General features: G+C 69.6%; 26 protein-coding genes and 1 pseudogene. 17 read left to right on the forward strand and 10 right to left on the reverse strand.

Annotated features, from left to right (window positions below; translation table 11 throughout):
* Nucleotides 1-34: 34 nt before the first annotated feature.
* Nucleotides 35-283, reverse strand: a complete 249-nt coding sequence (locus tag DMB42_RS53825; RefSeq protein ID WP_185845203.1) for a hypothetical protein — start codon at nucleotides 281-283, stop codon at nucleotides 35-37.
* A gap of 131 nt (nucleotides 284-414) precedes the next feature.
* Here DMB42_RS53825 and DMB42_RS53830 point away from each other — a divergent pair, with 131 nt between their 5' ends.
* Nucleotides 415-681 carry a hypothetical protein gene (locus DMB42_RS53830; protein ID WP_185845204.1) on the forward strand — a complete coding sequence of 89 codons (267 nt, stop codon included), beginning with the start codon at nucleotides 415-417 and terminating at the stop codon, nucleotides 679-681.
* 331 nt (nucleotides 682-1,012) lie between these two features.
* Here DMB42_RS53830 and DMB42_RS45280 read toward each other — a convergent pair whose 3' ends face one another.
* Both DMB42_RS45280 and DMB42_RS45285 read right to left on the reverse strand, forming a co-directional pair.
* Nucleotides 1,013-1,942: a TIGR04222 domain-containing membrane protein gene (locus tag DMB42_RS45280; RefSeq protein WP_125646097.1), complete on the reverse strand. Its 930-nt coding sequence runs from the start codon at nucleotides 1,940-1,942 to the stop codon at nucleotides 1,013-1,015.
* Nucleotides 1,943-2,282: 340 nt separating this feature from the next.
* Nucleotides 2,283-2,837: an ABATE domain-containing protein gene (locus tag DMB42_RS45285; protein ID WP_125646099.1), complete on the reverse strand. Its 555-nt coding sequence runs from the start codon at nucleotides 2,835-2,837 to the stop codon at nucleotides 2,283-2,285.
* Between the two features lie 68 nt (nucleotides 2,838-2,905).
* Here DMB42_RS45285 and DMB42_RS45290 point away from each other — a divergent pair, with 68 nt between their 5' ends.
* The 8 genes from DMB42_RS45290 (at nucleotide 2,906) to DMB42_RS45330 (ending at nucleotide 9,451) form a co-directional block, all read left to right on the forward strand.
* Nucleotides 2,906-3,817, forward strand: a complete 912-nt coding sequence (locus tag DMB42_RS45290; RefSeq protein ID WP_125646101.1) for an NAD(P)-dependent oxidoreductase — start codon at nucleotides 2,906-2,908, stop codon at nucleotides 3,815-3,817.
* A 160-nt stretch (nucleotides 3,818-3,977) separates the two neighbouring features.
* Nucleotides 3,978-4,535, forward strand: coding sequence for an SMI1/KNR4 family protein (locus tag DMB42_RS45295; RefSeq protein WP_125646103.1), 558 nt, complete (start codon nucleotides 3,978-3,980; stop codon nucleotides 4,533-4,535).
* Nucleotides 4,536-4,804: 269 nt separating this feature from the next.
* Nucleotides 4,805-5,128, forward strand: a complete 324-nt coding sequence (locus DMB42_RS45300; RefSeq protein WP_125646105.1) for a hypothetical protein — start codon at nucleotides 4,805-4,807, stop codon at nucleotides 5,126-5,128.
* A 205-nt stretch (nucleotides 5,129-5,333) separates the two neighbouring features.
* The gene (locus tag DMB42_RS45310; protein ID WP_125646107.1) at nucleotides 5,334-6,074 is read left to right on the forward strand and encodes a UbiA family prenyltransferase; all 741 of its coding nucleotides are present in this window, start codon (nucleotides 5,334-5,336) and stop codon (nucleotides 6,072-6,074) included.
* Between the two features lie 7 nt (nucleotides 6,075-6,081).
* The gene (locus tag DMB42_RS45315) at nucleotides 6,082-6,321 is read left to right on the forward strand and encodes a hypothetical protein (RefSeq protein ID WP_125646109.1); all 240 of its coding nucleotides are present in this window, start codon (nucleotides 6,082-6,084) and stop codon (nucleotides 6,319-6,321) included.
* Between the two features lie 116 nt (nucleotides 6,322-6,437).
* A complete protein-coding gene (locus DMB42_RS55675) occupies nucleotides 6,438-6,893 on the forward strand; it encodes a hypothetical protein (protein WP_260478320.1) in 456 nt (151 codons plus the stop codon).
* A gap of 181 nt (nucleotides 6,894-7,074) precedes the next feature.
* Nucleotides 7,075-8,916, forward strand: coding sequence for an N-acetylmuramoyl-L-alanine amidase (locus DMB42_RS45325; RefSeq protein ID WP_125646111.1), 1,842 nt, complete (start codon nucleotides 7,075-7,077; stop codon nucleotides 8,914-8,916).
* A gap of 109 nt (nucleotides 8,917-9,025) precedes the next feature.
* Nucleotides 9,026-9,451 (forward strand): nuclear transport factor 2 family protein, encoded by a 426-nt coding sequence (locus DMB42_RS45330; RefSeq protein WP_125646113.1) that lies wholly within the window; start codon nucleotides 9,026-9,028, stop codon nucleotides 9,449-9,451.
* Nucleotides 9,452-9,498: 47 nt separating this feature from the next.
* On the opposite strand, the gene DMB42_RS45335 is transcribed toward DMB42_RS45330, so the two are convergent.
* Nucleotides 9,499-10,548: a DUF2867 domain-containing protein gene (locus tag DMB42_RS45335; RefSeq protein WP_125646115.1), complete on the reverse strand. Its 1,050-nt coding sequence runs from the start codon at nucleotides 10,546-10,548 to the stop codon at nucleotides 9,499-9,501.
* An 80-nt stretch (nucleotides 10,549-10,628) separates the two neighbouring features.
* On the opposite strand from DMB42_RS45335, the gene DMB42_RS55680 reads away from it, so the two are divergent.
* Complete coding sequence (locus tag DMB42_RS55680) at nucleotides 10,629-11,495, forward strand: TetR/AcrR family transcriptional regulator (protein ID WP_260478321.1); 867 nt, start codon at nucleotides 10,629-10,631, stop codon at nucleotides 11,493-11,495.
* Between the two features lie 296 nt (nucleotides 11,496-11,791).
* Here DMB42_RS55680 and DMB42_RS45350 read toward each other — a convergent pair whose 3' ends face one another.
* Nucleotides 11,792-12,775, reverse strand: a complete 984-nt coding sequence (locus DMB42_RS45350) for a zinc-binding dehydrogenase (RefSeq protein ID WP_125646117.1) — start codon at nucleotides 12,773-12,775, stop codon at nucleotides 11,792-11,794.
* 86 nt (nucleotides 12,776-12,861) lie between these two features.
* Between DMB42_RS45350 and DMB42_RS45355 the strand changes: the two genes are divergently transcribed.
* On the forward strand, nucleotides 12,862-13,533 hold the full coding sequence (locus tag DMB42_RS45355; protein WP_125646119.1) for a TetR/AcrR family transcriptional regulator: 672 nt from the start codon (nucleotides 12,862-12,864) through the stop codon (nucleotides 13,531-13,533).
* Nucleotides 13,534-13,689: 156 nt separating this feature from the next.
* On the opposite strand, the gene DMB42_RS45360 is transcribed toward DMB42_RS45355, so the two are convergent.
* Complete coding sequence (locus DMB42_RS45360) at nucleotides 13,690-13,971, reverse strand: response regulator transcription factor (protein WP_125646121.1); 282 nt, start codon at nucleotides 13,969-13,971, stop codon at nucleotides 13,690-13,692.
* On the opposite strand from DMB42_RS45360, the gene DMB42_RS45365 reads away from it, so the two are divergent.
* Nucleotides 13,889-14,440, forward strand: a complete 552-nt coding sequence (locus DMB42_RS45365) for an MFS transporter (RefSeq protein WP_185845209.1) — start codon at nucleotides 13,889-13,891, stop codon at nucleotides 14,438-14,440. The genes DMB42_RS45360 and DMB42_RS45365 overlap by 83 nt on opposite strands.
* Here DMB42_RS45365 and DMB42_RS45370 read toward each other — a convergent pair.
* Entirely contained in the window at nucleotides 14,402-18,265 is a 3,864-nt protein-coding gene (locus tag DMB42_RS45370; RefSeq protein ID WP_185845205.1) for a WD40 repeat domain-containing protein, read from the reverse strand. The two genes, DMB42_RS45365 and DMB42_RS45370, sit on opposite strands and share 39 nt — an antisense overlap.
* A gap of 458 nt (nucleotides 18,266-18,723) precedes the next feature.
* Between DMB42_RS45370 and DMB42_RS53835 the strand changes: the two genes are divergently transcribed.
* Nucleotides 18,724-18,891 (forward strand): hypothetical protein, encoded by a 168-nt coding sequence (locus tag DMB42_RS53835; RefSeq protein WP_185845206.1) that lies wholly within the window; start codon nucleotides 18,724-18,726, stop codon nucleotides 18,889-18,891.
* A gap of 599 nt (nucleotides 18,892-19,490) precedes the next feature.
* On the opposite strand, the gene DMB42_RS45375 is transcribed toward DMB42_RS53835, so the two are convergent.
* Nucleotides 19,491-21,422: an FtsX-like permease family protein gene (locus DMB42_RS45375; protein ID WP_125646127.1), complete on the reverse strand. Its 1,932-nt coding sequence runs from the start codon at nucleotides 21,420-21,422 to the stop codon at nucleotides 19,491-19,493.
* 110 nt (nucleotides 21,423-21,532) lie between these two features.
* Between DMB42_RS45375 and DMB42_RS56535 the strand changes: the two are divergent.
* The 3 genes and pseudogenes from DMB42_RS56535 to DMB42_RS45385 all read left to right on the forward strand — a co-directional run.
* Nucleotides 21,533-21,757 (forward strand): annotated as a pseudogene (locus DMB42_RS56535) (hypothetical protein); the annotation flags it as partial.
* 39 nt (nucleotides 21,758-21,796) lie between these two features.
* Nucleotides 21,797-22,270: a sensor histidine kinase KdpD gene (locus DMB42_RS45380; protein WP_260478322.1), complete on the forward strand. Its 474-nt coding sequence runs from the start codon at nucleotides 21,797-21,799 to the stop codon at nucleotides 22,268-22,270.
* Nucleotides 22,271-22,493: 223 nt separating this feature from the next.
* Nucleotides 22,494-22,853, forward strand: coding sequence for a nuclear transport factor 2 family protein (locus DMB42_RS45385; protein WP_125646131.1), 360 nt, complete (start codon nucleotides 22,494-22,496; stop codon nucleotides 22,851-22,853).
* A gap of 104 nt (nucleotides 22,854-22,957) precedes the next feature.
* Here DMB42_RS45385 and DMB42_RS56540 read toward each other — a convergent pair whose 3' ends face one another.
* The gene (locus DMB42_RS56540) at nucleotides 22,958-23,224 is read right to left on the reverse strand and encodes a hypothetical protein (protein WP_185845207.1); all 267 of its coding nucleotides are present in this window, start codon (nucleotides 23,222-23,224) and stop codon (nucleotides 22,958-22,960) included.
* 436 nt (nucleotides 23,225-23,660) lie between these two features.
* On the opposite strand from DMB42_RS56540, the gene DMB42_RS45395 reads away from it, so the two are divergent.
* Entirely contained in the window at nucleotides 23,661-24,872 is a 1,212-nt protein-coding gene (locus DMB42_RS45395; RefSeq protein WP_125646133.1) for a S9 family peptidase, read from the forward strand.
* 497 nt (nucleotides 24,873-25,369) lie between these two features.
* Here DMB42_RS45395 and DMB42_RS45400 read toward each other — a convergent pair whose 3' ends face one another.
* On the reverse strand, nucleotides 25,370-25,807 hold the full coding sequence (locus DMB42_RS45400) for a MarR family winged helix-turn-helix transcriptional regulator (RefSeq protein WP_125646135.1): 438 nt from the start codon (nucleotides 25,805-25,807) through the stop codon (nucleotides 25,370-25,372).
* Nucleotides 25,808-26,068 lie beyond the last annotated feature (261 nt).

Here is a 26,068-nt window from a genome sequence, read left to right on the forward strand (position 1 = left end):
CGCCCGCTGCTCCCCCCTCCCCCAGGAGCTGCATTCACAGCTGGACGCCCCGGCCGCGCACGCATCGCGAGAAGATCTTCGCCGCGATTTCGACCCGGGTGAAGGTGCGTCCGCAGTTCGAGGCGGCGCTCGCGCCGGCCCGGCAGTTCAAGGCGCACGCCCCGTACTGCCGGGTCATCCTCACCGTGGTCGAGATGAAGCGCCTGGGCCGCGTCGCGGCCCAGGCCGGCTGCTGTTCGCCTACTTCTCCGCGATGGCCGAGACCGAGCGCGAGAACATCCATGAGACCACCCCTGGAGGGGCCTGGACCAGGCCGCCCGCAAGGGCAAGCACGGTGGCCACCCACCGATCATCACCGACGAGGGCCCCGGATGCCGCAGCCCCCCGTTACTTGCGAGGCGACCAGCCATCGTCATGTGCTCGCTCGAGGTCGCCCCCACCCCAGACCGAGGGCGGCTCGCCCATGAGGACGACGCCGAAGGCCCGATCGTCGATGCCGACGGCCGCCTGCCCCTGCACTCGTTCACCTGGTTGATCACGACTCTCCACGTCGTGATCAAGGAGTGTGAAGTGGACCTTCTGCGCCAGTTGATGAACGTCCGTGTGCAGATGACCGTTTACCTGTCGAAGGACGGGAGTAACGGACTTGGGAGCGTAACGGCCCGCGACTTCAACCGCTGACCTCACCACCGCTCAAAACCCCCTACGTACGAAGGTGGCCGGCATCATCCTGACAGCGGAAGTTGAAGCCGGGCTCGACGACGTCTCGCCACGCGCCGCTGTCGTGTCCTGGCGCCGGGATATGGCGTGCCCGCCGCGTCCCGGTGCCGGCTTGATCAGCTCCCACCAGTCGATTCCCCGGGCAAGGCGAGGTCCTTTTAGCTCGAGGGCGCCCCAGGGACCGATCAGGGCGGGCCGCGGCTCGCCCTCTCGGGGCGGCCGTGGCTGGCCCTGTGCGGGCGGGTCGTGATCGGAGGGATCCGGAGTGGTCGGAGGAGTGCCGTGCCGCTCGTCAGCATCCGCCGCCTCCGCCGTCACCCGAGCCGCCGCCGCCGTCCCAGCCGCCGCCCCCTCCGTCCCAGGTGCCGCTTCCGCTGTCGTCCGGGGTCCAGCCGACGGAGCCGCACTGGGTGCTCGGGCTGCTGGGCTCGGCCCGGTAGAGGTGACCGTCCGGGATCGAACGCTTGCTGAGCTCGGCCGACAGCTGCGGGTCGCCGAGGTGGCTCAGTCCGTACAGCGCGAGCGGAACGGCCACGGCGTCGGTCTCGGCCCCGTACGGATGCGCCCGGCGCGCCTTCTCCAACTGGTGGCGGCCCGCACGGCCGAGCCGGACCGGCCGGTTCCTGACGTACAGAGACCGGATCTTCCTGGCCACCAGCCAGCTGCCCCCGAACCCGAACAGAGCAGCCACGCTCAGCGGCGGCGACTGCGCGACGATCATGTAGATCACGTCGGCCCCGGCGGCGACGACCGCGACCGTGGGGATCAGCTTCAGGACGTCGCGGCAGACACGGAAGCCGGGCACACTCCGAGAGTCGACGAGCAGGCCCAGTTCGGCGAGCCGACCCCTGATCCCGGCGACCTCCGCACTCACGGCCAGGCGCCGCTTGACCTGGACGACCGGCGAACTCCTGCGCTCGGCGAGGATCGCGACAAGCCGCTCCTCCACGGGGTATCCCGCCGTCACGGCCGTGGAGACGCGATGGATCTTCCCACCCCGGGAGACACGGATCTCCCCCTCCCTGGCCAGCAGCCCGATCGCGCTGTCCGCCACCCGTACGGGACCGCCCGCGAGATAGGCGAGCTCGTAATGGCCGAGGTCGACGTCGCGCAGCCCACCGAGCCTCAGGCGGGCGCCGACGTGCGCCACCTCGGCCGCGAGAACCGTGCCGACGGTGACCGCCCCGAGGAGCACCGCCAACCATACGAGGATCACATCCATGCCCACCTCCCGTGTGGATGATCAACGCGCGAGGCGGACACGAAGGTTCCGAGCAGCGCCAAATCCGGCATCCAGGGCACGAGAACCGCCTGCGGTGCCCTAGGACGCCGCTGGTACCAGCGGCTCATGCCGCTTCAGGTGAACCGATTTCCCTAGACCCGCTGGACGAGGCCTGCTCAGCGCCCCTCAGGCGACGCCAGCTTCTTGGTTTTGGTGAGCGAGTACGGGCGAAGCCCGTTCCGTTTGATTGGAGTGGCGTACGTTCTATGAGCTCCAGCCCGACGCCTTTACAATGTAGATTACATTCGGGCGCGCGCCGGGCCTGATCACGGCTGTTGGGTCAGCTCTCGGCGAGTCGTGCCTTCTTGACCTTGTTGCCGCAGGTGTTCATGGAACACCAACGGCGGTTGGCTCCGCGGCTGGTGTCAAGAAAGAGCCCCGCGCATCCGGGGCCTTCGCAGTTCTTGATGCGGCCGCGGTCAGGGCCCCCGAGGACGTGGATGGCATCTGTGGCCAGGACCCCGAAGGCGTCGCCGACAGGCGTCGTCTCGGTCAGGCGCCATCCTGCGAGATCGCGTTCGAGCGCGGCCTTCGCGTGCCCAGCGGCCGCGACCGTGTTGAGAGTGCGGACATCCTTCGAATCGGGCTGTTCACCTGCGGCGATCGCCGACCCGATTCGGTAGATCGCCTCCCGCAGCTCGACGGCGTCCTTCAGATCGGTCAGCGACACGTCCGTGACGTCAAGCCCTGTCACCTGCAGCCACATCTTCAGTCGTGCAGGGTCGGTCAGCCGCTCTCGCGGCGCCATGCCGGCTCGATCGCTGACGGTGGCAGTGAACCGGAACGCCAAGACCTCGTTGTCCATTCGGAACACACGACGTACGTCCTCGGTCATTCCAACCTCCGCAGTGAGCAACAACACCTTTCGAACCGTCTTAGCCAGTTCGACATGATGGTACCCCCATGGCATCGTGGAACCACCTTAGACGGTTCATAGAGAGGGTTCTCCGCATGAGCAACATCGCGGTCATCGGTCTGGGAGCAATGGGGCGTCCCATCGCACGCAACCTCTTGAGGGCCGGGTACGACGTCGTGGTGTGGAACCGCTCCGACGGGCCCGCGGACGAGCTTGTCGCGGCGGGTGCCCGGCGAGCCGCCTCGGTCACCGAGGCCATGCACTCGCCGGTGGTCTTCTCGGTCCTGGCCGATGACCGGGCCGTCGCCGAGACGTTCATCGACTCCGGTGTTCTCGCTCAGGCCCCGGGCGGGATCGTTCACGTCAACCTCGCGACGGTGAGCGCCGGCCTGGCTCGCCGGGCCGGCGCGGCGCACGCTGAGCATGGTGTCGGGTACGTCGCAGCACCGGTCTTCGGCCGTGCTCCGGTCGCCGAAGCCGGAGCACTCAACATCCTCACGGCGGGCGAGCAGGGGCTGATCGACCGCGTGCAGCCGCTCTTCGACGTGATCGGCTCGCGGACCTGGCGACTCGGCGATCGTCCGGAGCAGGCCAACATCGTGAAGATCCTCGGGAACTACCTGATCGCCTGCGCGATCCAGTCGCTGGGCGAGGCTGTCAGCCTCGCGGAAGGCGCCGGTGTCGACTCGGGGCAGTTCGTCGAACTGCTGACCTCAACACTCTTCCCGGGAGCCGTCTACACCGGCTACGGGTCGATGATCGCCGAACGGCGCTACCAGCCGCCCGGATTCACTACGTTCCTGGGCCGCAAGGACCTCCACCTCGCGCTCGATGCTGCGAACGACCACGACATCCCACTCCCGATCGGTGAACTCCTGCGGACTGTCTTCGATCAGGCCATCGCCGACGGTCGCGGGGCGGACGACTGGGCGGTCATCGCGGAACAGCAGCCGCGATGACCGCCGTGGGCCAATGCCCGTCGCCGCGGCCCGGCGATCATCGCCATGAGGCAGCTCTTCGCGTTCTCTTGGTGATGCACGCTTGTCCGAACTTCCTGTGACTCAGCCCGGTGGCCTCGGTCGCCGACATTGTCGGTGGGCTCTGACAGCATCACCGGTTATGACCGCCATCGATGACCTCGTGCAACGCGTTGCCATCCGGGCCGCATCAGACAACGCGGACCTTCCCGCACCTGTCGCCGACGCCCGAATCGGGGAGGCCGAGGCTCAACTGGGCTTCGGGCTGCATCCCCTGCTTGCGCGCCTGTATCGCGAGGTCGCTGACGGCGGCTTCGGCCCTGACTACCAACTATTGCCACTGCTTGGTCCGGGATCCAGCGTCACTGACGAATACCTGACGCGGCGTGCGGCGTCCGTTGGAGTGGAGCATCCGGAGTGGCCCGAAGGCATCGTGCCGATCCTGACCTGGGGCTGTGCCATGTACGCGGGCGTGGATTGTCTCAGCGAGGACGGTCAGGTCCTGCTTTTCGAGCCGAACCCGTACAGCGGCGGTTCGTGGGATCCGTGCTGGTTCCTCGACTCCGCCAGCTTCGCGGCGTGGCTGGAGACGTGGCTCGCGGGGACGGGCTGGTTCGAGGAGGACGCCTCCGACAGAGACGACCTGACCGAGCCTCAGCCATGGGACCAGGCCGCAAGCCGACTGTCCACCGGCACATAGCGGAACCGCAGGGCAACGCCGACGCCACGACGGACGACGACTGGTGACACCCGTACGACATCGCCCTCGTCCTCCCGCCGACCCCGTGCGGTGGTTCCGAACCTTCCGCAAGCACGCAGCTCACTGAACGGCCGTATCAGCCGAAAAGGTCCGCGATGGCCGCCGATGGTCCGATCGGCTTAGGGACGGACACTATTACCCTACGGAAAGTAGTTACGACATTACTGTCTGTATAGGGTTGGGATGTGACCATCCGAGAGGAGAACATCATGTACGCAACACGGCAGACATGCCGAGCCGCCGCGAAAGCCCTGGTACTCGGCGCGTTCACCGTCGCCCTGACCGCCGTCCCGGCGGTGGCCACCACTGCCGGCACGGCCCAGGCCGCACGAGCCGGCGTCTTCTCCTGCCGCGAGGTGTCGGCGCAGCTGCCCGACGTTTTCGCGCGCTCCTGTGACACCACCCACTGGGGGCCGGTGTCGGACTTCGTCATCCGCGACAGCAACTCCGGCGTCAGCTACTTCTGCAGGTCCGGCTGGGCCGAAGGCGCCTTGTGGATCAACGGCCAGAACTGCCGGCAACTCCCCGCCTGACCCGCCGACCCCACCACCGCCCGCTGCCTGTGGCGAGTCGAGGCTCGCAGAGCCGTGCGAGCAGACGGGCGGCCCAGCGCCCACTCTGCCAGGGCCGACCAGAGTGGCGGCGACGAGAACCGGTCTCTCCACGCCTGCCGGCCGCTCCCCCGGCGGCCGGGCCGACGCCCCCCTCCCCCGGCCCCATCGCATCAGGACGCCTCTCATGGCCGCGACCAGCCCCGCCCTTCGTTCGCATCTCCCGGCACAGCGCCTCCTCGGCGAGATCAAGCTGACCGGCCGGCTCATGGCCGACAACGCCGTCGCCTCCTGGCTGCCGGGCGTGACCTTCACCGCGGCGGCGTGTGCCCACCACGACATCGGCGGCTGGCCGCTGGCGCGGCACCTGGTCATCAGCGGCCTGCTGTTCGGCCTGTTCGCCTACATCTTCGACACGTCCAATCAGGCCAAGGGCGCGGTCGAGGACGCGGTCAACAAGCCGTACCGGCCCGTGCCCGCCGCCCTGACCACCCCCTCCGGCCTGCTGCGCCGATTCTGGATCGCCATGGCCGCCTATGGCCTGCTGGGCTGGGCGACCGGCACCTTGATGTGGGTGGCGCTGTGGCAGGCCATCGTCATCGGCCTGCACCTGCTGGTCCGGCCCGGGCACTACCTGCTCGTCAAACCGGTGCCCCTGCTGGCCGGCACGGTCGCGCAACTCGCCGCCGCCTGGCAGCTCGCGGGGCCCGTCGACGCCACCGGCTGGAGGTGGATCCTCGTTCTGGCGATCGCCTTCAACGTACCGCTGCGTTTCGAGGACGTCCGCGATGTCGACGGTGATCGCCGGCTCGGCCGGATCACGTTGCCCATGGTGATCGGGCACTGGCCGGTGCGGCTGTGGTTCGCCGCCTCCATGATCGCCTTTCCTGTCGTGGTGTACCTCCTGCTGGTGGCGCCCGCCTTTTGAGCTCGGGGTGACGATGGTGATGGAGCGCATCAGCCGCAAGGGCCCGCTCGCCCTCCTTCAGACCGGGACCGTGCAGCTGGTGGAGGCCCTGTCAACGGACGCCGTCGCCGCTGCCGCGTTCGCCCGGCTGGGTTGCGCCGACGTTCGCGTCTATGCCGGTGGCAAGCAGGGCTGGGCCGAGGCCGGGCCGGCCTTCGAGGGCAGTCGCGCGACCATACCCACGGCTGGAACGGGGCGGACGCCCTGAGGCCGGGGTCAACCTGCAGCCCCTGCCATCCCACGGCGCCGCGGACTGATCGACGAACCCGGCGCAGCCTCGGCGGCCATCGCGCCTACCAGCCGGAGACGGTCACCCTGCCGACCGTGATCAAGGCCGCGCAGCGGCTCGGCTTCGTCCTGGAGGAGGTGGCCGAGTTGCCCAGCACCGGGCGACGCGGCCATCCCACCCCCGATCCGACGCCCGTACCCGAACCGAGATCGCCGACCTGGCCGAAGGCCGTCCCCGAAGGAGAACTGACCTACGTGAGCAACAACCATGATGGCGGCGTCGACGGCGGGCCACCCCGGCGCAGCAAGGTCGCTGCCATGCTGGCCGTGCTGGCGTGCGCGGCCTGCTGCGCACTGCCGGTCCTGATCGGCGCCGGACTCCTGACCGGGGCGGGCGCGGCGCTCGCCGAACAGACGCTCCTGGCCGTTGCTGGCCTCCTGCTGGCCGCGGCAGGCGGCATGTGGTGGCTGCATCGCCGTAAGGCCGCCCGCAGGGCCCCGGCCGGGGCGAGCGCGTGCGGCCCCTCGGCATGCGGCTGCGGCGGCTGCTGACCCTCAGGCCCCAAGCCACGTTCTCCCCTTCTGTCTCCCTCGTGTTCCGACGGCCGGCAGGCGGGATCGTACGGCGGTCGGTCGGTGGCTTGTTGCGGTGCTGCAAGAAAGCGGAAAACTATGACATGTTGCCGCCAGCTGGGCGCATCTCCATGCGACGGTGCAGGTGGAGGTGGTGGTGATGGCCACGATGACGAAGGCGTTCGAACAGGCCGCCAGGAGATATGGCGTACCGGAGAGCGTCCTGCTCGCCGTCTCGTACATGGAGTCGCGTTGGGACTGCAACGGCGGCGAGCCCAGTACGGCCGCCGGGTTCGGCCCCATGCACCTCACCGACGGCGCCACCCTGCGCACCTCGCGGCACCACCACATCGACGGGGACGAGGACCCCCGCGGCGACGACTCCCGGCCTGCGCTGCGTCCCGCTGAGCCGGTGGAGCGGCGGGGCGGTCTTCCCGCGTCCCTGCACACCCTGGAACGTGCCGCCGAGCTGACCGGGGAGAGCGTCGAGCGCCTGCGTAAGGACCCGGCCGCCAACATCGACGGCGGCGCGGCGCTGCTCGCCGACTACCAGCGCGCCCTGGGCGCCCCGGCGAGCGCCGACCCCGCCGACTGGTACGGCGCGGTGGCCCGCTATTCGGGCGCCACGGCCGAGGAGGTCGCCGCGAACTTCGCCGACGAGGTGTACGAGGTCATCCACGAGGGCGCCACCCGGATGACCGACACCGGTACCGAGGTGAGGCTGCCGCCCTCTCCCGAGGTGTATCCGTCCCGCGCCTGGCTGGCCAGGCTGAACCTGCCCCGGCTGGCCCGCGCGGACGCCGTGGAGTGCCCAGGTTCGTTGTCCTGCGAGTGGATCCCGGCGCCCTACAGCCAACTGCCGAACGGCAAGTACGGCAACCACGACATCGCCGACCGCCCCACCAGTCAGACGATCCAGTACATCGTCATCCACGACACCGAGGAGCTGTACGCCAAGACGCTCGACCTCGTACAGGACCCGGCGGAGATGAGCTGGCACTACACGCTGCGCTCGCACGACGGCCACCTCGCCCAGCACGTGCTCACCAAGGACGTGGCCTGGCACGCCGGCAACTGGTACGTCAACGCCAAGGCGATCGGCCTGGAGCACGAGGGCTTTCTCGCCGCCGGCGGCACCTGGTACACCGAGGCGATGTACCGTACGTCCGCCAAGCTCGTGCGGTATCTGGCCGACAGGTTCGGCGTCCCGCTGGATCGCGCCCACATCCTCGGCCATGACAACGTGCCCAGCCTGCTGCCGGAGAAGGTGCAGAAGATGCACGAGGACCCGGGACCGTACTGGGACTGGGCCCACTTCTTCGACCTGATGGGGGCTCCGCTGCGCCCCGACGGCGATTCCGGTACGGCCACGGTCATGATCCTGCCCGACTACGACCGCACCCGTCCTCACTACATCGGCTGCGACAACGACCACCCCGCGGCCGACTGCCCGGCCCACGGGTCGGCCTCGATCTGGTTGCACACCGAGCCGCGCGAGGAAGCGCCCCTCGTCAAGGACATCGGCAAGCACCCGACGGACCAGTCCACGTTCAGCGTGTACGATCACGCCGCCCGCGCCGTCACCGGGCAGCGCTACGTCGTCGCCGAGCGGCGGGACGACTGGACCGCCATCTGGTACCTGGGCCAGAAGGCGTGGTTCCACAATCCGGAGTCCGGTCCCGTGGCCGTGCCCAGCCGGGCCCGGATGGCGACGCCCCGGCCCGGTCTGGACTCCGTTCCGGTGTACGGCCGCGCGTACCCGGAGGCGGCGGCGTACCCGCCGGACGTGGAGGTGCAGCCGCTGATCCCGCTGCAGTACACGTTCGCGGCCGGGCAGTCGTACACGGTCGGCCTGACCACCGTCGGCGAGTTCTACAAGGCGACGACCTTCGACACCACGCAGCATCGGGTGGTCCGTGGCACCCAGGAGTACCACCAGATCCAGTTCGGCCACCGCATCATGTTCGTCAGGAGCGAGGACGTCGTGGTGACCGGGGCGTGAGTGCCCGGAGTCACTGGTGAGCGAGCCCTCGGGACGCGACCGTCGGCAGACGGGCCGTACACGTTCCCGTATGGTGTACGGTACGTTGTACGACTTGAGGAGGGGCAGTATGTACCAGCCGAGCGCCGAGGAACTGAAGAACATCGAGCAGTGGTTCGCCGACTACGATGCGCTGGCCGAGCAGGGCGCGATCGAGCAGCTCGCCGACCTGGCGGTCTTCCCGATGAACGTGGCCACCGACGCGCCGGGCGGCCACGCGAGCGTCCGCCAGTGGACGCGGGCCGAGTACGTCGAGGCGATGAAGCAGTCCATGGGCGGCGGCACCGCCGGGCTCGACCTGCGCTCGACGCGTACCCCGCGTTTCCTCACCCCCAACCTGGTGGTCGTGGAGACCGAGGCGTCGATGGCGATCGAGGGCGAGAAGCACCACATGCACTACGCCGACCTGCTGGTGCGTACCGAGGACGGGTGGGCGTTCCAGACCATGGTCCAGGGCGGCTGGGGTCACGGGTGGCCGCCCGCCAAGCGCGGCTGACCACGCCGTTCCCGGTCAGGTACGGCTCCGAAGGGCCTGACCGGGAACTACCGGACGCCGTCGCGGGCCATCCTCGCCACGGCGCCGCGCAGCACCCCGGGAACCAGCCGGCGATGGATCGCCGACAGGGGCGGCCACGCGACGTGCCCGACGCGCCGGTCATGGCGCAGGAGGGTGGTCAGTGACACCCGTCCCTCCGCCGCCCGTACGACGAGGTTGCCGGTCAGGAACCAGGACGCGGCCTCCAGCCGGATCCAGTCGCCGCCACGCGCGGTGATCCGCCACCCGGCCACGGTGGCCGGCGATCGGCCGCGGGCGAGCCGGAGCCCCAGGAGGCCCCGCCAGATAAACCGTTCCGCCGCGCTGGGCACGTCGCCGAACATCGCCCGCGCCCACTGCTCCGCCGTCGCCTCGACGTCCGTGGCCAGGCTGAAGTGGTCGGCGTAGTCGATGACGGGCAAGGAGGTCGCCGCGCGGGCGGACGGCGGGATGTCGCCCGTCCCGACGGCCGAGTGCACGACGCCCGCGCCGCGGTCCCGCCAGGCGCGCTCCAGGTGCCGGGTGAAGGCCGGAAGGACGAAGAGCCTTCGGAACGGCGTGATGGCGGCCATGTAGAACCGTCCGAGCAGGCCGTTGGGGCGTACGAGGACCGCCATGCGGAGTTCGTGCCCGCCGCCGGAGGCCGGTGCCCATGCCAGGTGCATCACCGCGTGAACGGTGTGGTTCGCCAGCTCCAGCGCGCATTCGTCGTCCAGCGTGTACACCGGAGAGAAGGGCGCCAGACCCGCGCCAGCGCTACGCGGGCTCCGGCGCAGGTCAGCGGGCAGGCGGTCGCACAGGGACGGGACACGCAGCCCGATGCCCGCCGAGGCCCTGTCCCAGCCGAACAGGACACCCAGCTTCCAGCGCACCGCGAACAGGAACCGCAGCGGCAGAGGGGCGCCGCCGAAGTCGCGCATCGCGGCGAGCACGGCGGGGAAGTCCTCCCGTCCGGCGCCGGGGGTGCGGATCGCCCAGACGTCCTCCAGCTCGAAACCTCCGGCGATGTCGTGGATGCGCCAGGGGCGGCCGGTGTACGCGGCGTTCGGGAGCCTCATGATCCCTCCAAATGTATACGCTGCCGTATACTGAGGTTAACCATGGTTATACGGTGGCGTATATATGGATCCTGAGTGAGGTGGCACACACTGTGGGCGCGATCCGTACGACACGTGACGGGTGGATCGAGGAGGGGTTGCGGGCGCTGGCCGCCGGTGGCCCCGACGCGGTGCGCGTGGAGGCGCTGGCCAAGCGGCTCGGCGTCACCAAGGGCGGGTTCTACGGGTACTTCGCCGACCGGGAGGCGCTTCTTGAGGCGATGCTCGACACCTGGGAGCGGGAGAGCACCGACGAGGTGATCGAGCGCGTCGAACGCGAGGGTGGCGACCCGAGGTCCAAGATCAAGCGTGCGGGCGTGCTCACCTTCTCCGACGACCGCCTGCTGCCCATCGACCTCGCCGTACGCGACTGGGCCAGGCGCGACGAGGCGGTCGCCGTACGCCTGCGGCGGGTGGACAACCGGCGTATGGCGTTGTTGCGCGAGATGATCGGCAGCTTCTGCTCCGACCCCGAGGAGGTCGAGGCACGCAGCCTGCTCGCCTTCTGCGTGGCGATCGGCGAACACTTCCTGGCCGCCGACCACGGTGGCCGTACCCGGGCGCAGGTCCTCGCCCGAGCCGCCGCTCTGCTGCTCGCCGCCCCCACGTCCTCCGGACACCACCAGGGCAACGACGCTACCGGCGACCGCGCTGGGCAGTTGCCACAGGCCGGCCTCCAGTGGAGAGAAGCCGAGCACCAATTGCAGGTATCGCGTGGTGAGCAGGCTGGTCCCGAACAGTACGGTCCCGACCAGCACCATGCCCGTGACGGAGACCGTGAAGGCGGGGACACGGAACAACCCCACCTCCAGGAGCGGGTCGGCCGACACCCGCTGACGGCGTACGAAGACGGCGCCGATCACCAGGCCCGCCACCAGCACACCGGCGGACGGCAGGGTGAAGCCTGACGGAGGCGCCGGTGAAGGCGACGGCGCCGGCCAGCAAGATCTGGCGGTGCCCCAGGCGGTCGCCGAGGACGCCCATCGTGACCAGCGATCCGGCGACCATGAAGCCGTAGATGTCGGTGATCCACAACATCTGGACGCCGTCGGGCTCCAGGCGGGCGCTCAGGCTCGGCAGCGCCAGCTAGAGCAACGACATGTTCATCATGACCAGCACAGCGGGAACGCCCAGGACCGCCAGGGCGATCCACTCGCGAGCCCCGGCTCTCGCGGCAGGTTCGGAGGACACCAGGGTTCCGATCTCAGCCGCGCGCGTCGCCGGCGGGGATGAGCAGGGTCTTGCCGGTGGTGGTCCGCGACTCGATCGCCTGATGCGCGGCGGCTGCCGCCTCGAGCGGGAACGTCTGGCCGATGACCGGCCGCAACGCGCCGTCGGCCGCGAGGTTCAGCGCATCGACGATGAGCGCCCGGGTCTGGGCGGGGCTCGGCGCGGAGGTGAGCCCGATGACGCCGATGGAGCGTGCCCGGAGCTCGTCTTCGTCGAGTACGGTGTCGGCGCCGCTGGCCATTCCGTAGATGCTCACGCGCCCGCCGTCACGCAGGGCCCCGATCGCCTCGGTGCCGATCCGGCCGCCGACCCCGTCGTAGGCGAGATCGAGCCCGGCGCCGCCGGTCGCCTCTGCCAACTGCTCCAGCCAGTCGTCCCGGGAGTAGTCGACATAGGCGGACGCACCCAGCGAGGTGACCAGCTCTGCCTTGCCGACACCCCGGGCGGCGCCGATCACGTGGGCACCCGCCGAGGCGGCGAGTTGCACCAGCAGGCTGCCGACACCCCCGCCCGCAGCCTCCACCAGCACCCGCTCCGACGGCCTGATCTCCGCCTGCCTGTGCAACAACAGCGCCGTACGCCCATCGGCCAGCAGCGCGACCGCGTCCTTGAGCTCCAGCCCCGCGGGAACCGGAACCACGTCCTGCGCTCGAGCGAGCGCCAGCTCCGCGTAACCGCCCTCGCCGCCCGTGGTGGTGACCACGACCGTCCCCACCAGGACGGGGTCCACGTCCGGTCCGACGGCGACGATGCGACCCCCCACGCCATTGCCGGGTACGCGGGGCAGCGCGGGCCTGCCGAACGGCCCATTGCCCGAGCGCACCTGCGTCTCGACGAACGTCACGCTCGCATACGCCACCGCGACGAGCACCTGCCCCGGCCCTGGCACGGGATCTTCGACCTGCCGGATTCGCAGGGTCTCCGGCCCTCCGAACTCCTCCATCACCACAGCTCGCATGACACTTCCTCCAAACGGATAGATTCACTTCGTTTGTGAAAGCTATAACGGAGTGAATCGCTTCGCAACGCGACTACAGTGAACGCATGGCCCGCAAAGCTCCGCGGCACGCAGAAGCCGAACGCAACGATCACGCGCTCCTGGAGGCCGCCAAGAAGGTCCTGGCCGTGGACGGAGCCCACGCATCGGTGGCGACGATCGCCGCACGCGCCGGAGTCGGCATCGCCAGCCTCTACCGCCGCTACCGCTCCAAGGACGAGCTCTTCCAGCACCTGTGCGCGCTGTCCCTCGATCAGTGGATTCAGGCCGCCGAACACGGCCTGCAGCATGACGACCCTTGGGAAGGGCTCTCTCACTACGTCAGCGCCTGCATCGAGTTCAGCGGCGGCTCCCTCGGGCCGCTGGCCGGCACGATCGCCGTCACCGACGAGATGGCCGCCAAGTTCACCAGGTCCGACGAGCTGATGCGAGATCTGGTGGCCCGCGCGCACGCCGCCGGAGTACTCAGACCGGACGCCACCGCCATGGACATCTCGCTACTGATCGAACAACTCGGCAAGTCCCCCTTGATCGAACAACTCGACCGGCAGGACCGTACCGACCTGATCGACGCGGCCCGTAACGCCCGAAAGCGTGCGATCGCCATCGCTCTCGACGGCCTACGCCCCGGCCACCCCCAACTGCCCGGAACCACGCCCTCCCCCGCCCTCCTCCTCGAACGCTGGGAGCACACTACGAAGTCGCCAGAACGGCCGTAGAGCAAGGAGACAGCCGGCGCAAAGGCACCCGTGACGCCGATGAGGTCGAGCGTCACCCGGGACATAGCGTTGCTGTGACGTGCTGCTCGTCTCCCTCGGTGATGCAGGTGCGCACCGTACGCCGCCCCGTCGCCGGCAGGGATGGCGCATGCGCGCTCACATCGGAGGGGCCAGGCCGGACTGCATGGCGAACACCACCAGCTGGGCGCGGTCACGGGCCGCGAGTTTGAGCATTGCCCGGCTGACGTGGGTGCGCCCGGTTTCCGCGCTGATCGCCAGACGGGCCGCGATCTCGTCGTTGGACAGGCCGGCCGCGACCCAGGCCGTCACCTCGCCTTCACGTTCGGTCAGGTCCTTGACACCCGGATGTGCGATCACCGAGTGGGCACGCCGCGCGAACTGGGAGATCACGGGGCTGCTGCTGGTGCCGCAGGGCATCGGCAGCCTGGTCGTTCGCTCGGCGGTGGGCAGGCTCACCGACCGGCTCGGGCCGCGGCCTGTCGTGCTGGCGGGCGTGCTGCTCGCGGCGGCGGGGATGCTGGCCTTCACCCAGGCGGACACCGACACCGACCTGGTGGTCCTCGGGATCGCCGCGGCGATCTTCGGGGCCGGTCTGTCGGCGGTCACGATCGCCGTGATGGCCGGCGCCTACCAGGGCCTGGCCCCTGCGCAGATCCCGCACGCCAGCAGCGGTACCCGCATCCTGCAGCAGGTCGGCGGCTCTTTCGGCACCGCCGTTCTCGCCACCACCTTGCAGTGGAACACCGGGTTTCAAGGAGCCTTCTGGTGGGCGTTCGGTTTCGCGCTGGCCGCCGCCGTACCAGCTGCTCTGCTGCCCGGCCGCCGGCGCCGCGACCAGGCCGACCGCTCACTTGCTGCACGGCGGGTGGTAGACCAGGGCGGGTGACACGTACTTCTTCCATAGGTCGGGTGTCATGGCGTGACGTGTCGACGCGCACAGGATCGCGAAGGCACGCTCCGGGTCGGTCTGCCAGAGTCGTACGGTACCGTCCTGGCCGCCGCTGATGAGCAGGGTTCCGCGTGGGCTGAACACCAAGGCGTTGACCGAGCCGTTGTGGCCGGTGACCGGGAGTCCGTGAGCGGAGGCGGACGTGGGGGTGGAGGTGTCCCACAGCCGGATCTGGCCCACCGCGCCGCTGGCGACCAGCCTGCCGTCCGGAGAAAAGCTCACACTGGAGACCACGCCGCCGGCGGGCAGCGGCGTCCCGACGGCCTTCGGGGAGTCCGGCCGCGACAGGTCCCACAACCGGACCGTGTTGTCCCCTCCGCCGACAGCCAGCAGCGAACGGATGTTGACGTCAAGCGACATGAGCAGCTGATTGGTGGCGACACGGCCGGCCGGCACGGGAACGACTCCGTCGCCCGTCCGCCAGACGTGGATCGTGCCGAACACTTCGCTGCTGTAGAGGTACGGTCCCCGGGGTGCGGCCGCCATGCCCTTGATCGGCAGTGGCTGTCCGCGCAGCTCACCGCCGAGCGCTGTGGGGTGGGCCGGGTCCGTCACGTCCCAGGCGCGCAGTGCGCCGGAGTAGCCGCCTTGGAGATTCATCGAGGCCGCGGCCAGGGTGTGCCCTGTGGCGTCGAAGGCCAACGCGGAGATCGACGCGAGCTGCCCGGCCGGTGCTTTACCGAGATCCACCGGACGGGCGGGCGCGGAGACGTCCCACAGCCGTACGGCGCCTCCACGGTCACCAGTGGCCAAGATGGTCTTCTCGGACGTACCTGACCTGCCGTTTCTGAAGGCAACCGCGTCCACGATGTAGGGGGGCGACGGGAGCGTGCCGAGCGGGATCAGGCGGCCCGGGTCGGAGACGTCCCAGAGCGTGACGTGGAACCCGGAGGCCACGGCGAGCAGGCGGCCGTCGCCCGTGATCGCCAGCGAGTTGACGGACAGGCCGCCGCCCGTGACGGCCAGTGTCGGGGGCGATCGCCACAGCCGTATCGTGCCGTCGCCACTGGCGCTGGCAAGGGTGCGTCCCGTGGAGTCGAAGGCCAGGCTGCTGACAACGCTGGCGTGCCCTGGAAGCGGGGGGCCGAGCGTTCTGACATGGGCCGGGGCGCCGGTGTTCCAGAGGTAGATGCTCCCGGAGTTGTCCCCGGTGGCCAGCACCTGCCCGTCCGGGCTGAAAGCGACCGCGCTCACGGTCGTGGACAGGAAGAGGGTGTCGCTCACCCTCGGCCGCTTGCGGTCCACGATGTCCCAGACCAGCACCCTGTTGTCGCCCCCGGCGGTGGCCATCATCTGTCCCCCGGGGGCGAACACCACTTGGTGAACGACGCCTGTGTGCCCGCCCAGCTCGCCGCCCAGCGGGGTGGGACGGGCTGGATCCGACACGTCCCACAGCCGGGTCAGCAGCCTGCGGTCAACCCCAGGACCGGTGCCTCCGGTGACGGCGAGCGTGGTCCCGTCCGGACTGAACGCGACGGACGTGACGCCTTCACGCTGCCGGGACAGCACGGTGCTCAGTCGCCGGGGACGTCGCGGATCCGCGACGTCCCACAGTTGCACGGTGCTCGTCGTTGTGCCGGAGGTCTCTGATCTGGTGCCGAGGGCCAAGGTCCGGCCATCGGCGCTGAACTTCAGGCTCACCACCATGCCCTTCGACACGGTCACCGGAGCTGACAGCGCCACCGGGTGTCTGGCATCGGAGACGTCCAGGAGCCGAATGGTGCCATCCGAACCGCCGCGGGCCAGCAGGTCGCCTCGCGGGCTGTAGGCGAGCTGCTGCACGGCGACTCGATCTCCAGCGCTGAGCTCGGAGGTCAGGGGTACCGGGCGAGTCCAGTCCGACACGTCCCAGAGCCGCAGCCGGCTGGAGCCTGTGGCGAGGTTGCCGTCCGGACCGAAGGCGACCACGGGGGCATTCGGGTAGTGTCCCGGCAGCGTCGTGGACGACACGGCCCCCGCCTCCGTCATCAGCCGGGTACGTAGTGCGGGCGTCGGCCGCATCCGATACGCGGCCAGGTCGAGCTGTGCGGCAAGCGCTCCATTGGTCTCGCGCTGGCGGTCGGCCTCCGCCGTGACCCGTTCGAAGATCGCGTTGTCACGCTCCGCGACGGCGGCACCCTGCTTGTCCAGCGCGAATATGGCCAACCCCGAGGCAAGCAGCCCGAGCACGCATACCGTGCTCACCACCGCGTTCCGGATCCGCCGCTTGTGCCGCTCGTGCCGCTGGGAAGCGGCGATGAACGCCCTGACGAGCGGGCTGACCTCCGCGCGGCTCACGCCCGCCGCCCAACTGCGGGCCAGCTCCAGCCTGCCGCCCCCGTACAGGGCCGATACGTCTTTGCGCCGGCTACGCTCCCAGGCAACGGCCGCGTCTTCCGCTTCCTGGCGAATCAGGGCACTCGCCCCCCTCGCACCCTGCCCGATCCAGTCGTCGCGCAGCCGTGGCCAGGCCCACAGCAGTGCTTCGTGAGTGATTTCGACCGTGACCGAGGCGTCCTCCCGCTCCACCCCTTGGGTGAGCAGCCGGGCGCGGGTGAAGTGCTCGGCGGCTTCCCCGGCGGTCCGCGGGTCGGCGGCAGCCAGCAACAGGTCTTCATGGGTACGGCGGCGGCTGGTGACCTCGCCGTTCTCGCCGATCCTGACCAGACCGAGGAACAACGCCCGGGCCGCCTGCTGGGCGGACGGCGTCGTCAGCTTCCCGAACTCGTTCTCCGCGGTGGTGGCGACCGCGCCGTCGATGCCGCCGGAGGCGCGGTAGCCGTCCAAAGTCAGGGCGTTGCCTCTGCGGTTCAGCCACGTCACCCGCAAAGCGTGCGCGAGCAGCGGCAACCGTTCGGCCTTGTAGGTGCCTCCGTGCGGGCCGGCCCGGCCGCGCAGATCGCGCAGGATGATGTCGACCAGGCCCGGGGCGAGCGACAGGCCGCTTCGCCGGGCCGGTTCGGTGACGGCCCTGCGCACCTCGTCGTCGGTCATCGCACCGATGAAGACCTGATGCTTCGCCAGCGCGTCGCGAAGATGGGCGAAGTCGGCGCAGGAGCCGTAGAAATCCGCGCGCAAACCGTAGAGAGCCAGCGCGACGGGCGGTTCTGCGCTGGGCGGGGGCATGTGTGCCGCTGTCGCGGTCAGGCCGGCGAGCGCGGTCACGAATCGGCGCTGTGCGGACTCGTCCTGGCAGAGCGTGAACAGCTCCTCCAGTTGATCGACGACCAGGACGACCCTGCCGTCAGACGGGAGTCCGAGCCGCTCGCGGATCAGAGCGCCCAGCCCGTCGGGACGGTCCTCCAGCGTCGCTGTGAGCAGCGCCTCGTCGGCCCCGATCAGGGTGCCGAGCTTCCCGGCGAGCGCTGCGAGCGGATCAGCCGTGGGGGTGAGCAGCAGCTGCGGCCAATGCCGGGAGCCAGGCAGTTGGCCGTTGGCCAGCGCCGGAAGCACCCCGGCATGCAGCAGCGACGATTTGCCGGCACCGGAGGGCGCGACGACGGCCAGCGGGCTGCAGTCGGCAAGGCACAGTTCGAGCCGGTCCATGACGCTGCTGACCAGTGCCTCCCGCCCGAAGAACCACTCGGCCTCCTCCCCCTTGAACGAGTGCAGCCCCGGATACGGGCACGTCTCCCCCGCCGCCGGGCCACGACTCGATCGTCCGTCCTGAGCGCCGGCCGCGCGGGCCTGCTCCCAGCGTTTCTTCCACAGCTCATGCTGGTTGTGCCACCAGGCGTGCCTCAGGTCGTAGGCAGGCGTGCTGCCGGCGTGCTCCAGCAGCACGCGGACCAGCGTCCACAACGGCACGAAGTCCTGAGCGGTGCTGCCCTTGCGGAACCAGTCGCTGACCGTCTGCGGAGTCAGTCTGGCCGTCGCCTGCCGCGTGGTGAGCAACTCGTTGGCCCGGTCGATCAGGTCACGGCGCCGCAGCCTGGGTGTGCACTCGCGGGCCGCCTCCTCCAGCGCCTTCAACGCATCTCGCAACACCGCTCGCGTGGCGGGCAGATCGCCGTCACCGGTCATGCGCGCAACTCTCCGGAGCGGGCGCCCGTCCAGCGCGTCCGGCCCGTCCAGCGCGTCCGGCCCGTCCGGCCGGACGGGCGCCGGTAGGCATGCTGACCTGGGCCGGAAGGCCCTCCATCCGGCCGCTCCGGCAATCGTTGGACGCCGGCTGCCCGCACGGTGTACTGACACCCACCGCAGCCGATCCTCCGGCTGCCGATCACGGGAGGGACACGTCGATGAACTCTGCGCTGTGGGTGCTGGTGCCGGTCATCAGCCTGGTGTGCGTGGCCACGACCGCCGTACTCATGGTCTGGGTGGCCGTCCGGGGATGCGCCTCGGCCGATCGCGCACGTGTCCTGCGAGCCACGGCCGAAGTGATCCGCGCGGTGTGGGGCAGGCGATGACCACGCCAGGGCCACCGTGAGCTGACGTCCCATGTTCAACCACCTTTCGGCGACGACAAGGGGCAATGCCGCCCTGGTGCGCCTTCGGCTCTCCCCCAGGTGGCGATCGAGGCCGATGGGCACCCGCGTTCCCGGCAGTCCGATCCCCGTAGAGCAGGAGGAGCCTAATTCATCGATCACATCCCATGAGATGGAACGGCCGAACTGGCCCCAGGCCCCGAAGGCGTCACGACCCGGCCCGCGGCATCCACTGGCGTTTGGTGGACTCGGCGCGGGAAGTTCGTCCGTGGCGGCTCAGCGCGTGCTCGCCGGCCTCGAAGCCCGCCTCACCGAGCCGGCGGCGGGCTGACCGGCGCAGCCCATGCCTCGTGGGCGGAAGCGGGAGCGCCTGGTCCACCACGCCTTTCGATGATCGCGATCAGCTCCTCCGAGCTGACGTGGTCACTGAAGGAAGACGCGCAGCGCGGGTCCGGAGTTCCACCCGCCACAGACAGCAGGCGGCGCTGCTGCGGCTCTCAGGATCGCCTGGCCGACGACGGCTGCTCTTTCAAGAACGCCGGCCTCGCCTCCTCCGATCCGCGGGCCGGCCAGAAGCGCGTCTACTCGCTGTGCAGAACCTTGGCGATCGTCAGACGCGCCGCCGACCTCGCCGGGACCAGCGCGCCGAGGACGGCGATCGTGACGCCTGCAAGGGCCAGCAGGGCCAGCTGCGGTACGTGCCATACGTCCTTCGTCGAGTCAGGGAAGACGATGGAACCGACGTTGTCGACGATGACACGGTGCCCAGCCATCCCGATGGGGATGCCCAGCAGCCCCGAGGCCGCGCCCAGCAACGTCATGGAGGTCATCGTCATCGCCGTGACCTGCCGCGGCGTCATGCCGATCGCTTTGAGCATGCCCAGGTCGCGGCGGCGCTCCCTGGTGTTCAGCAGGACGGTGTTGAAGACGCCCAGGGCCGCGACGAACGTGAGCAGCGTGGTGAACACCAAGGCGAAGCCGACCACGGTGGCAGTGCCGATGGACTCACCCTTGTCCGCGTCGATCTCCGCGCGCAGGCCGGGGTCGGCCGCCTTGACCGCGCGGGCGTAGGAACCGGCGTCGGCGCCGGGCCTGAGCCGGACCTGGTAGAGGTCGGCCTGGATCTGCGGGGCCAGTCCGGTGAGCGTTTGCCAGGAGGACCAGATGAAGCGGGGGCCGCCTTCCATGGCCTGGCCGACGATGCTGGCTCGTACCTGCTTGCCTCTGAGCACCAGTGTGATCTGGTCGCCGACGTTCAGCCCGCGCTGTGACAGGAAGGCCGGCGGTACGACGACCTCGTCCGGCCCTTCGAGCCAGCGTCCGCTGACGATCTGGGAGGCCAGGCTCGGGGTGTCCCCGCGCAGGAACTGGACGTCGAGCGGCTGCTGGGATCCGGCCAGGTCCACGCCCACGAAGACGCCGGGGGTGACCGTGAGGGTGCCAGGAAGGGAGCGAAGCATCATCTCGGTCTCCCGGTCGTTCAGCTTGCGCGTGGCTTGTCCCAGCCCCGGCCTGCCGGCGCGGACGAAGAACTCGGTGGACTGCCCGCCGCCCGATGCTTCATCGAATGCGAGGAGGGTGCTGGTCAGGCCAGTGGACAGGGTCACCGTGGTCACGCCGAGCACGACGGCGCCCAAGGTCATGGCCGAGCGTCCGGGGCGGGCGAAGGGCTGGCCCAGGCCAAGGCTGAGCGCGCGTGGCAGCCTGGTCCCGCTGAGCAGGCGCTGCATCCGCAGGCCGCGGGTGGCGTGCGGCGCGCTCCCCACATTGATCGCCGACGCTGCGGGCAGCCGGTGCGCCCGCAGGGCAGGGACCAGCGCGGCGAGCGCCGTGAGGACGGGCACACCGAGCACGCATATGACCTGTACCCAGGTTCCCACGGCGATGGTGGCGGTACCGGTCTCGATCCCCTGGAAGGCCGCCTCGAGCACGGGTACCGTCAACAGGCCGCCGAGTGCGACGCCCAGGACGCTTCCGGCCACGGCAGGCAGGCCGACAATGACAAGGTAGACGGCGACCACCTGGTTGGACGTGAAGCCCAAGGCCTTGAGCACCCCGATGTGCCGGAAGCCCGAGATGACCGCGCCGCTGATCACGTTGCCGACGATCAGTACGGAGACGACCAGTCCGAGGATGCCGAAGAGCGTCATGAAGGGCAGGTAGTCGTCGCTGGGCCCGGAGAAGGCCGCCTTGAGGGAGATGTAGGAGCGGGAGGCGTCCAGCGATCCCCGGGGCAGCGCCGCGGTGATGCCCGCCAGGCTCGACCGCAGCTGCTCCTCCGTCGCGGCGGAGGTGAAGCGGTAGAGCATCTGTACGGCGGGCGCCTCGAACCGAGCCAGCTGGTCGGGCATGACCCAGGCCCCCGCGGACTGGCTCATGCTGGTGGCGAAGCCGACGACGGTGAGCGACACGCCCCCGGGGAGTTCCAGCTTCGAGCCCAGAGCGCCGATCACGACCGTCTGGAGTCTGCGCCGCCAGGTCGCCGCGCGGGCGGCTCGCCACACCGCGCTCATGAGGCCCGCTCCGGCGTCCGCTCGCGCACGATCCTGCCGTCGCTGAACTCGACCAGCCGGGTGGCGCAACGGTCCGCCAGCTGCGCGTCGTGGGTGACGATCAACAGGGTATGACCGAGCCTGTTGAGCTCGGTCAGGAGGTCCATCACCTGCCGGCCCGAGCGGCTGTCCAGAGCCCCGGTCGGTTCGTCGGCCAGCAGCAGGGCCGGGCGGTTCATCAGCGCCCTGGCGAGCTGCGCACCCCGCTGACGAGCCTGCACACCAACATCGCGGTCCTGCGGCGCTTCGGCGAACTCCCGCCGCAGGCCCAAGCCGACCTCCTGCACGACCTGAGCCAGGAATCGCGCGAGCTGACCCACCTGGTCGACGAACTGGTGCAGCTGGCGGCCGACGAACGCGGTCACGAGGAGCCGATCGACCTCCAGCTCGCCGAGCTCGCCGAGCGCGCAGCCGCCGCTGCTCGGCGCCGCACCGGGCGGGACATCCTGGTGCACGCCACCCCCGCTGTCGTCACCGTACGGCCCGCCGCACTGCAGCGCGCCATCTCCAACCTCCTGGACAACGCCGCGAAATTCGACCCTGACGGCATCCAGCCGATCGAGCTGATCGCCGACGGCGGGCGGATCGAAGTCCGCGACCGCGGGCCCGGCATCGACGAGCACGACCTGGAACGCGTCTTCGACCGCTTCTACCGCGCCGTGGCCACCCGCTCGCTTCCCGGCTCCGGCCTGGGCCTCGCCATCGTCAAGGACGTCGCACTCCGCCACGGAGGCAACCCCTTCGCCACCAACCGGCCCGGCGGCGGAGCCATCGTCGGCTTCACCCTCGGCAAACCTGGTCACTCCTGATCACCGAACTCGAGTCGGCCGAGCCGGACGAGCAGCTCACCGCGCACACCCGGGAGCAGGTACGACCCCGGCAGACGGCGGCGACCGGTCCGCTCCGGGAAAACATCCGTCATGCCCATGGTGCTCTCGTCAGAGATTGCAGGATCGCCGGCTGTACCTGCCAGAGGACGTCAGGTACAGCTGACAGCGTGGGCCGCACACCCCACAACAAGGAGTTGGCCGGATGAGCGACATCGAAGTGACCCTGGTAGAACTCGAGCAGCGGATGCTGGACGCGGACGCCGCCTTTGACGAGAGGTTTTTCGAGGAGTACTGCGCCGATGACTTCGTAGCCATGGGGCATTTCGGCATCGTGTCCAGGCAGCAGGTTCTCGACATGTACGTCAAGGGAAGCGGGAACCCAGACCGGCGCAACCGGGCACACGATGTTGTGGTCAAGCCCATCGGCGACGCAGGAGCCGTGGTCGCCTACAAGCTGACGAGCACCAGCGGCGATGAGACGTCCTCATGGCATGCGTCGACGGTCTATCGCCGGACCTCCGAGGGCTGGCGGGTCGTCCTCCTCCACCAGACACCCATGTAGGGTGTGGCGTGCCGTGATGACGTTCGGGCCGCCCCATCCACCGATCGGGCCCGCTGACAGCCCGCCGAATTCCGCCGGGTGAATCACGCCGTCCAGCCACAAAGTCACAGCCCCGCTGCGGGCATTGCGTCCCACCGGGTCAGGCGCAGGTTGCAGAGAGAAAGAGCTCGGCGGGTGTCCCGGTCGAGCCTCTTTCGTGGTCTGGCGTTCAACTCGGCGGCGACGGCGAACTCGTGATGACGGCCCGTCTCGCTGCCCTGGTCCCAGGTCAGCGAGCGCTTGAGATGGGCGGGCAGCGTGGCCATGGTCTCCGCCGGGGCGTCACGCACGCGATCGGCGGTCCGGTCGATGGGTAGGTGGACGAGCGTCACGTAGCACGTCGTGCGCTCACCTCCTGCCCGGTCGCGTGAGTTGTTCGAGGCCTGCCTCCAGCCACACAGCCAGGGACTCCCGCGCCCGGGGCGGGCGGCGCAGGAGGTCCTGGCGGGAACGGTCTCAGAATCCTGGGGCCACCCAGCGCGTCGGTGTTGCCGGCGACGAAGGTGTGCAGGAACGCCTGTCGGGCGGTGTTCCGGCTCCCGTGTGCCAGGCCCACCGGTCACTGCTTGCCTGCCAGGGATGGGTACGCCGTTCGGGGAGCGCCGTCCGCGCGGACGATCGAATGACCGACCGGCCGCGTCCCGATGTCCGTGCAGAAGTGGTGTTCGGGCTGATCAGCGAGGCGTCCTGCTCGGTAGGGCTGGCCCTACCACTATGCGGGGGACGCCCTGCTTGGGGCGAGGCTGCACAGGAGAATAGCGTGCTCCCGTGATCAAGAAATTCCCCCGCATCGCGGCTCTCACCTGTGCCGCGTTCCTGGCCATTGCGCCTGTGACGGCGACCGCCGCGACCGCGACTCCCGCAAGAGGCGCCCTGATGAAGGCCGAGCGGGTGAGCCGCATGACAGGCAGCGAGGTCAACGCGTTCCTCGGCAAGGCGGGCTTTCCCGCGATCGAGAACGCCAAGGGCGTCGACGTCTACCGGGTCAGCTACCGCACGGTTGACGTGAACGGCGGGCCCACCACGGCGACCGGTTCACTCGTCCTGCCCCAGACCTCCGCCCATGAGCTTCGCGTCGTCAGCTACAGCCACGGCACAATGGCCGACAGGCGGGAGGCGCCCTCGGTGGCGTCGACGGGGGAAGGCCGCTATCTGCCGGTCTACTTCGCCACGCACGGCTTCGCCGCGGCCGCGGCCGACTATCTCGGCCTGGGCGAAGGACCGGGCGCGCACCCGTACATGCATACCGCCACCGAGGCCGGCGCCTCCATCGACCTCCTCAAGGCCGCTCGGAGGCTCGCCGGGCAGCAGCAGGTCACGTTCGACAAGCGGATCATGGTGACCGGCTTCTCCCAGGGTGGCCACGCCGCCATGGCCCTCGGCGCGGCCCTGCAGAAGGACCGGGACCTGGACGTGTCCGCGATCGCGCCGATCAGCGGCCCGTTCGACATCGAGCACGCAGAATTTCCCGCCGCGGTCGACGGCAGGCTCGACGGCCGCTCGGCGGCGTTCTATCTCGCGTACTGGCTGACCTCGATGGACCGCGTCTACGACGTCTACGACGAACCGTCCGAGGCGTTCCGCCCGCCGTACGACGCGAAGGTGACGGACCTGCTCGACGGGAGCCACGACCTGGGCACCATCGCGGCCGCTCTGCCGTCCACGGTGGACGAACTCCTCACCCCGGCCTATCTCGGCAAGCTCGGCAAGCCTACGGGCCGGCTGTTGAAGGCGATCAGGCGCAACGACACCACGTGCCGCGACCTGCGGCCCGGTGCGCCGGTGCGGCTCTTCGCCGCCACCGGCGACCGCGACGTGGTTCTCGCCAACTCCGAGAGCTGCCTGAAGGACCTACGGGCGCGGCACGTTGATGCGTCTCTCATGGATGTCGGCGACGTGAACCACCTGACCTCGCTCAGGCTCTCGCTGCCCAAGGTGCTTGCCTGGTTTCAGCAGGGGGCCGGCACCACTGCCGGCTGAACAGCCGGCAGGCCGCGCTTACGGGTCGCCATCCGTGGGAGGCGCCCGGGAGACTGTCGGGAGCGACGTGGATTGGGCCGCGTATTACCCTGCTCAGCCCGATCTTCCTGTCGGTCGAACAGCTACCCGCCGACTCTGGATCGGACAGATCGCCACGACTGCTCCTACTACAAGGAACGGGACCGGCACCAAGGTTCCCGCCCCTACCCGCGAGCTGTCGCCCTGCTGGGTCCGGAAGGTTGGTCGCGGAGGTTGACCTGTGGCCATGCGGCTCAAGCATGGCGCGGGCTCGGGTGCGGGGGACTTCGCTCCATGTCATCCTCGGACGCGTCCTGCAGCAGTTGGTCCTGCGGTTGGTTGCCCCGCCGCGCCCTCAAGTGAACCGACCCGATCTGCACCCCCACGACCTCAAAGGCTGAAACGTGAGGGAGAAATGACAGCGCCCGCTCCGCTGATCTCAGGCGAAGCGGGTACGCGGATCGTCCCGGCGTAATTGCTCAGACACTGCCCTCAACTGCGGTGTTGTCGGCCGACAGGTCGGCGAGGATCTGCGTGAGGGTGGACTTGACGCCCTGAATACCGTCGGCCCCGACGATGCCGACCCAGCGGGCCTCCAGTCCGGCGAAGTAGGTGGCGCTGATCTCGGCGGCCCGGGTGCCCCGGTCGGCGAAGATGACAACCCTGCCTCGGCCATCAGCCGGATCGGGAACGCGTCGCACGTAGCCGTGTTGTTCCAGGTAACCCACGAGCTCGCTCATCGCTTGCGGGGTCATCCCGGCTCTGCGGGCCAGCGTGGTGGGCCGGGTGCCGCCGCAGTCCATCAGCCGGAACACGTTCAGGTAGTGAGTGGGGCGTAGGTCCTTGCACCCGTTCTCGACCAGGTGGCGGAGCAGCCCGTCGAGGATCAGGTTGAACGTCTGCCCGATGAGCGGCAACAGGAGCGGCTCATCGCTTGTAGATTGTTCGGCCACCTTATAACCTAACCTTATAAAGCTTCCTGAATAATTGCAGCATAGCCGAAGGAGACGAGATGCCCCACCCCTCCCCCGCACGTCCAGTGAGGCGGCGCAGGGGCGCCAGGACCGCCGGCGGGACACTCCTCATCCTGTTGGGTCTGCTGTGGATCCTCCAGGGGGCCGACTTGGTACGAATCGATCCCATCCTGTGCGTCGCCGACTGCCGCCCCATCACCGGCG

The sequence above is a fragment of the Nonomuraea sp. WAC 01424 genome (genome assembly GCF_003947315.1).
Classification (GTDB): domain Bacteria; phylum Actinomycetota; class Actinomycetes; order Streptosporangiales; family Streptosporangiaceae; genus Nonomuraea; species Nonomuraea spiralis.

What these genes read in the sequence shown, in the direction of transcription:
- DMB42_RS45310 (WP_125646107.1), top strand. Translation starts at nt 5,334, where the DNA reads ATGGCCGCGACCAGCCCCGCCCTTCGTTCGCATCTCCCGGCACAGCGC.
- DMB42_RS45360 (WP_125646121.1), bottom strand. Translation starts at nt 13,971, where the DNA reads ATGCCCTGCGGCACCAGCAGCAGCCCCGTGATCTCCCAGTTCGCGCGG.
- DMB42_RS45355 (WP_125646119.1), top strand. Translation starts at nt 12,862, where the DNA reads ATGGCCCGCAAAGCTCCGCGGCACGCAGAAGCCGAACGCAACGATCAC.
- DMB42_RS45280 (WP_125646097.1), bottom strand. Translation starts at nt 1,942, where the DNA reads ATGGATGTGATCCTCGTATGGTTGGCGGTGCTCCTCGGGGCGGTCACC.
- DMB42_RS45325 (WP_125646111.1), top strand. Translation starts at nt 7,075, where the DNA reads ATGGCCACGATGACGAAGGCGTTCGAACAGGCCGCCAGGAGATATGGC.
- DMB42_RS45285 (WP_125646099.1), bottom strand. Translation starts at nt 2,837, where the DNA reads ATGACCGAGGACGTACGTCGTGTGTTCCGAATGGACAACGAGGTCTTG.
- DMB42_RS45385 (WP_125646131.1), top strand. Translation starts at nt 22,494, where the DNA reads ATGAGCGACATCGAAGTGACCCTGGTAGAACTCGAGCAGCGGATGCTG.
- DMB42_RS53830 (WP_185845204.1), top strand. Translation starts at nt 415, where the DNA reads ATGTGCTCGCTCGAGGTCGCCCCCACCCCAGACCGAGGGCGGCTCGCC.
- DMB42_RS45350 (WP_125646117.1), bottom strand. Translation starts at nt 12,775, where the DNA reads ATGCGAGCTGTGGTGATGGAGGAGTTCGGAGGGCCGGAGACCCTGCGA.
- DMB42_RS53825 (WP_185845203.1), bottom strand. Translation starts at nt 283, where the DNA reads ATGGATGTTCTCGCGCTCGGTCTCGGCCATCGCGGAGAAGTAGGCGAA.
- DMB42_RS45300 (WP_125646105.1), top strand. Translation starts at nt 4,805, where the DNA reads ATGTACGCAACACGGCAGACATGCCGAGCCGCCGCGAAAGCCCTGGTA.
- DMB42_RS53835 (WP_185845206.1), top strand. Translation starts at nt 18,724, where the DNA reads ATGAACTCTGCGCTGTGGGTGCTGGTGCCGGTCATCAGCCTGGTGTGC.
- DMB42_RS45295 (WP_125646103.1), top strand. Translation starts at nt 3,978, where the DNA reads ATGACCGCCATCGATGACCTCGTGCAACGCGTTGCCATCCGGGCCGCA.
- DMB42_RS45330 (WP_125646113.1), top strand. Translation starts at nt 9,026, where the DNA reads ATGTACCAGCCGAGCGCCGAGGAACTGAAGAACATCGAGCAGTGGTTC.
- DMB42_RS45335 (WP_125646115.1), bottom strand. Translation starts at nt 10,548, where the DNA reads ATGAGGCTCCCGAACGCCGCGTACACCGGCCGCCCCTGGCGCATCCAC.
- DMB42_RS45290 (WP_125646101.1), top strand. Translation starts at nt 2,906, where the DNA reads ATGGCATCGTGGAACCACCTTAGACGGTTCATAGAGAGGGTTCTCCGC.
- DMB42_RS45375 (WP_125646127.1), bottom strand. Translation starts at nt 21,422, where the DNA reads ATGAGCGCGGTGTGGCGAGCCGCCCGCGCGGCGACCTGGCGGCGCAGA.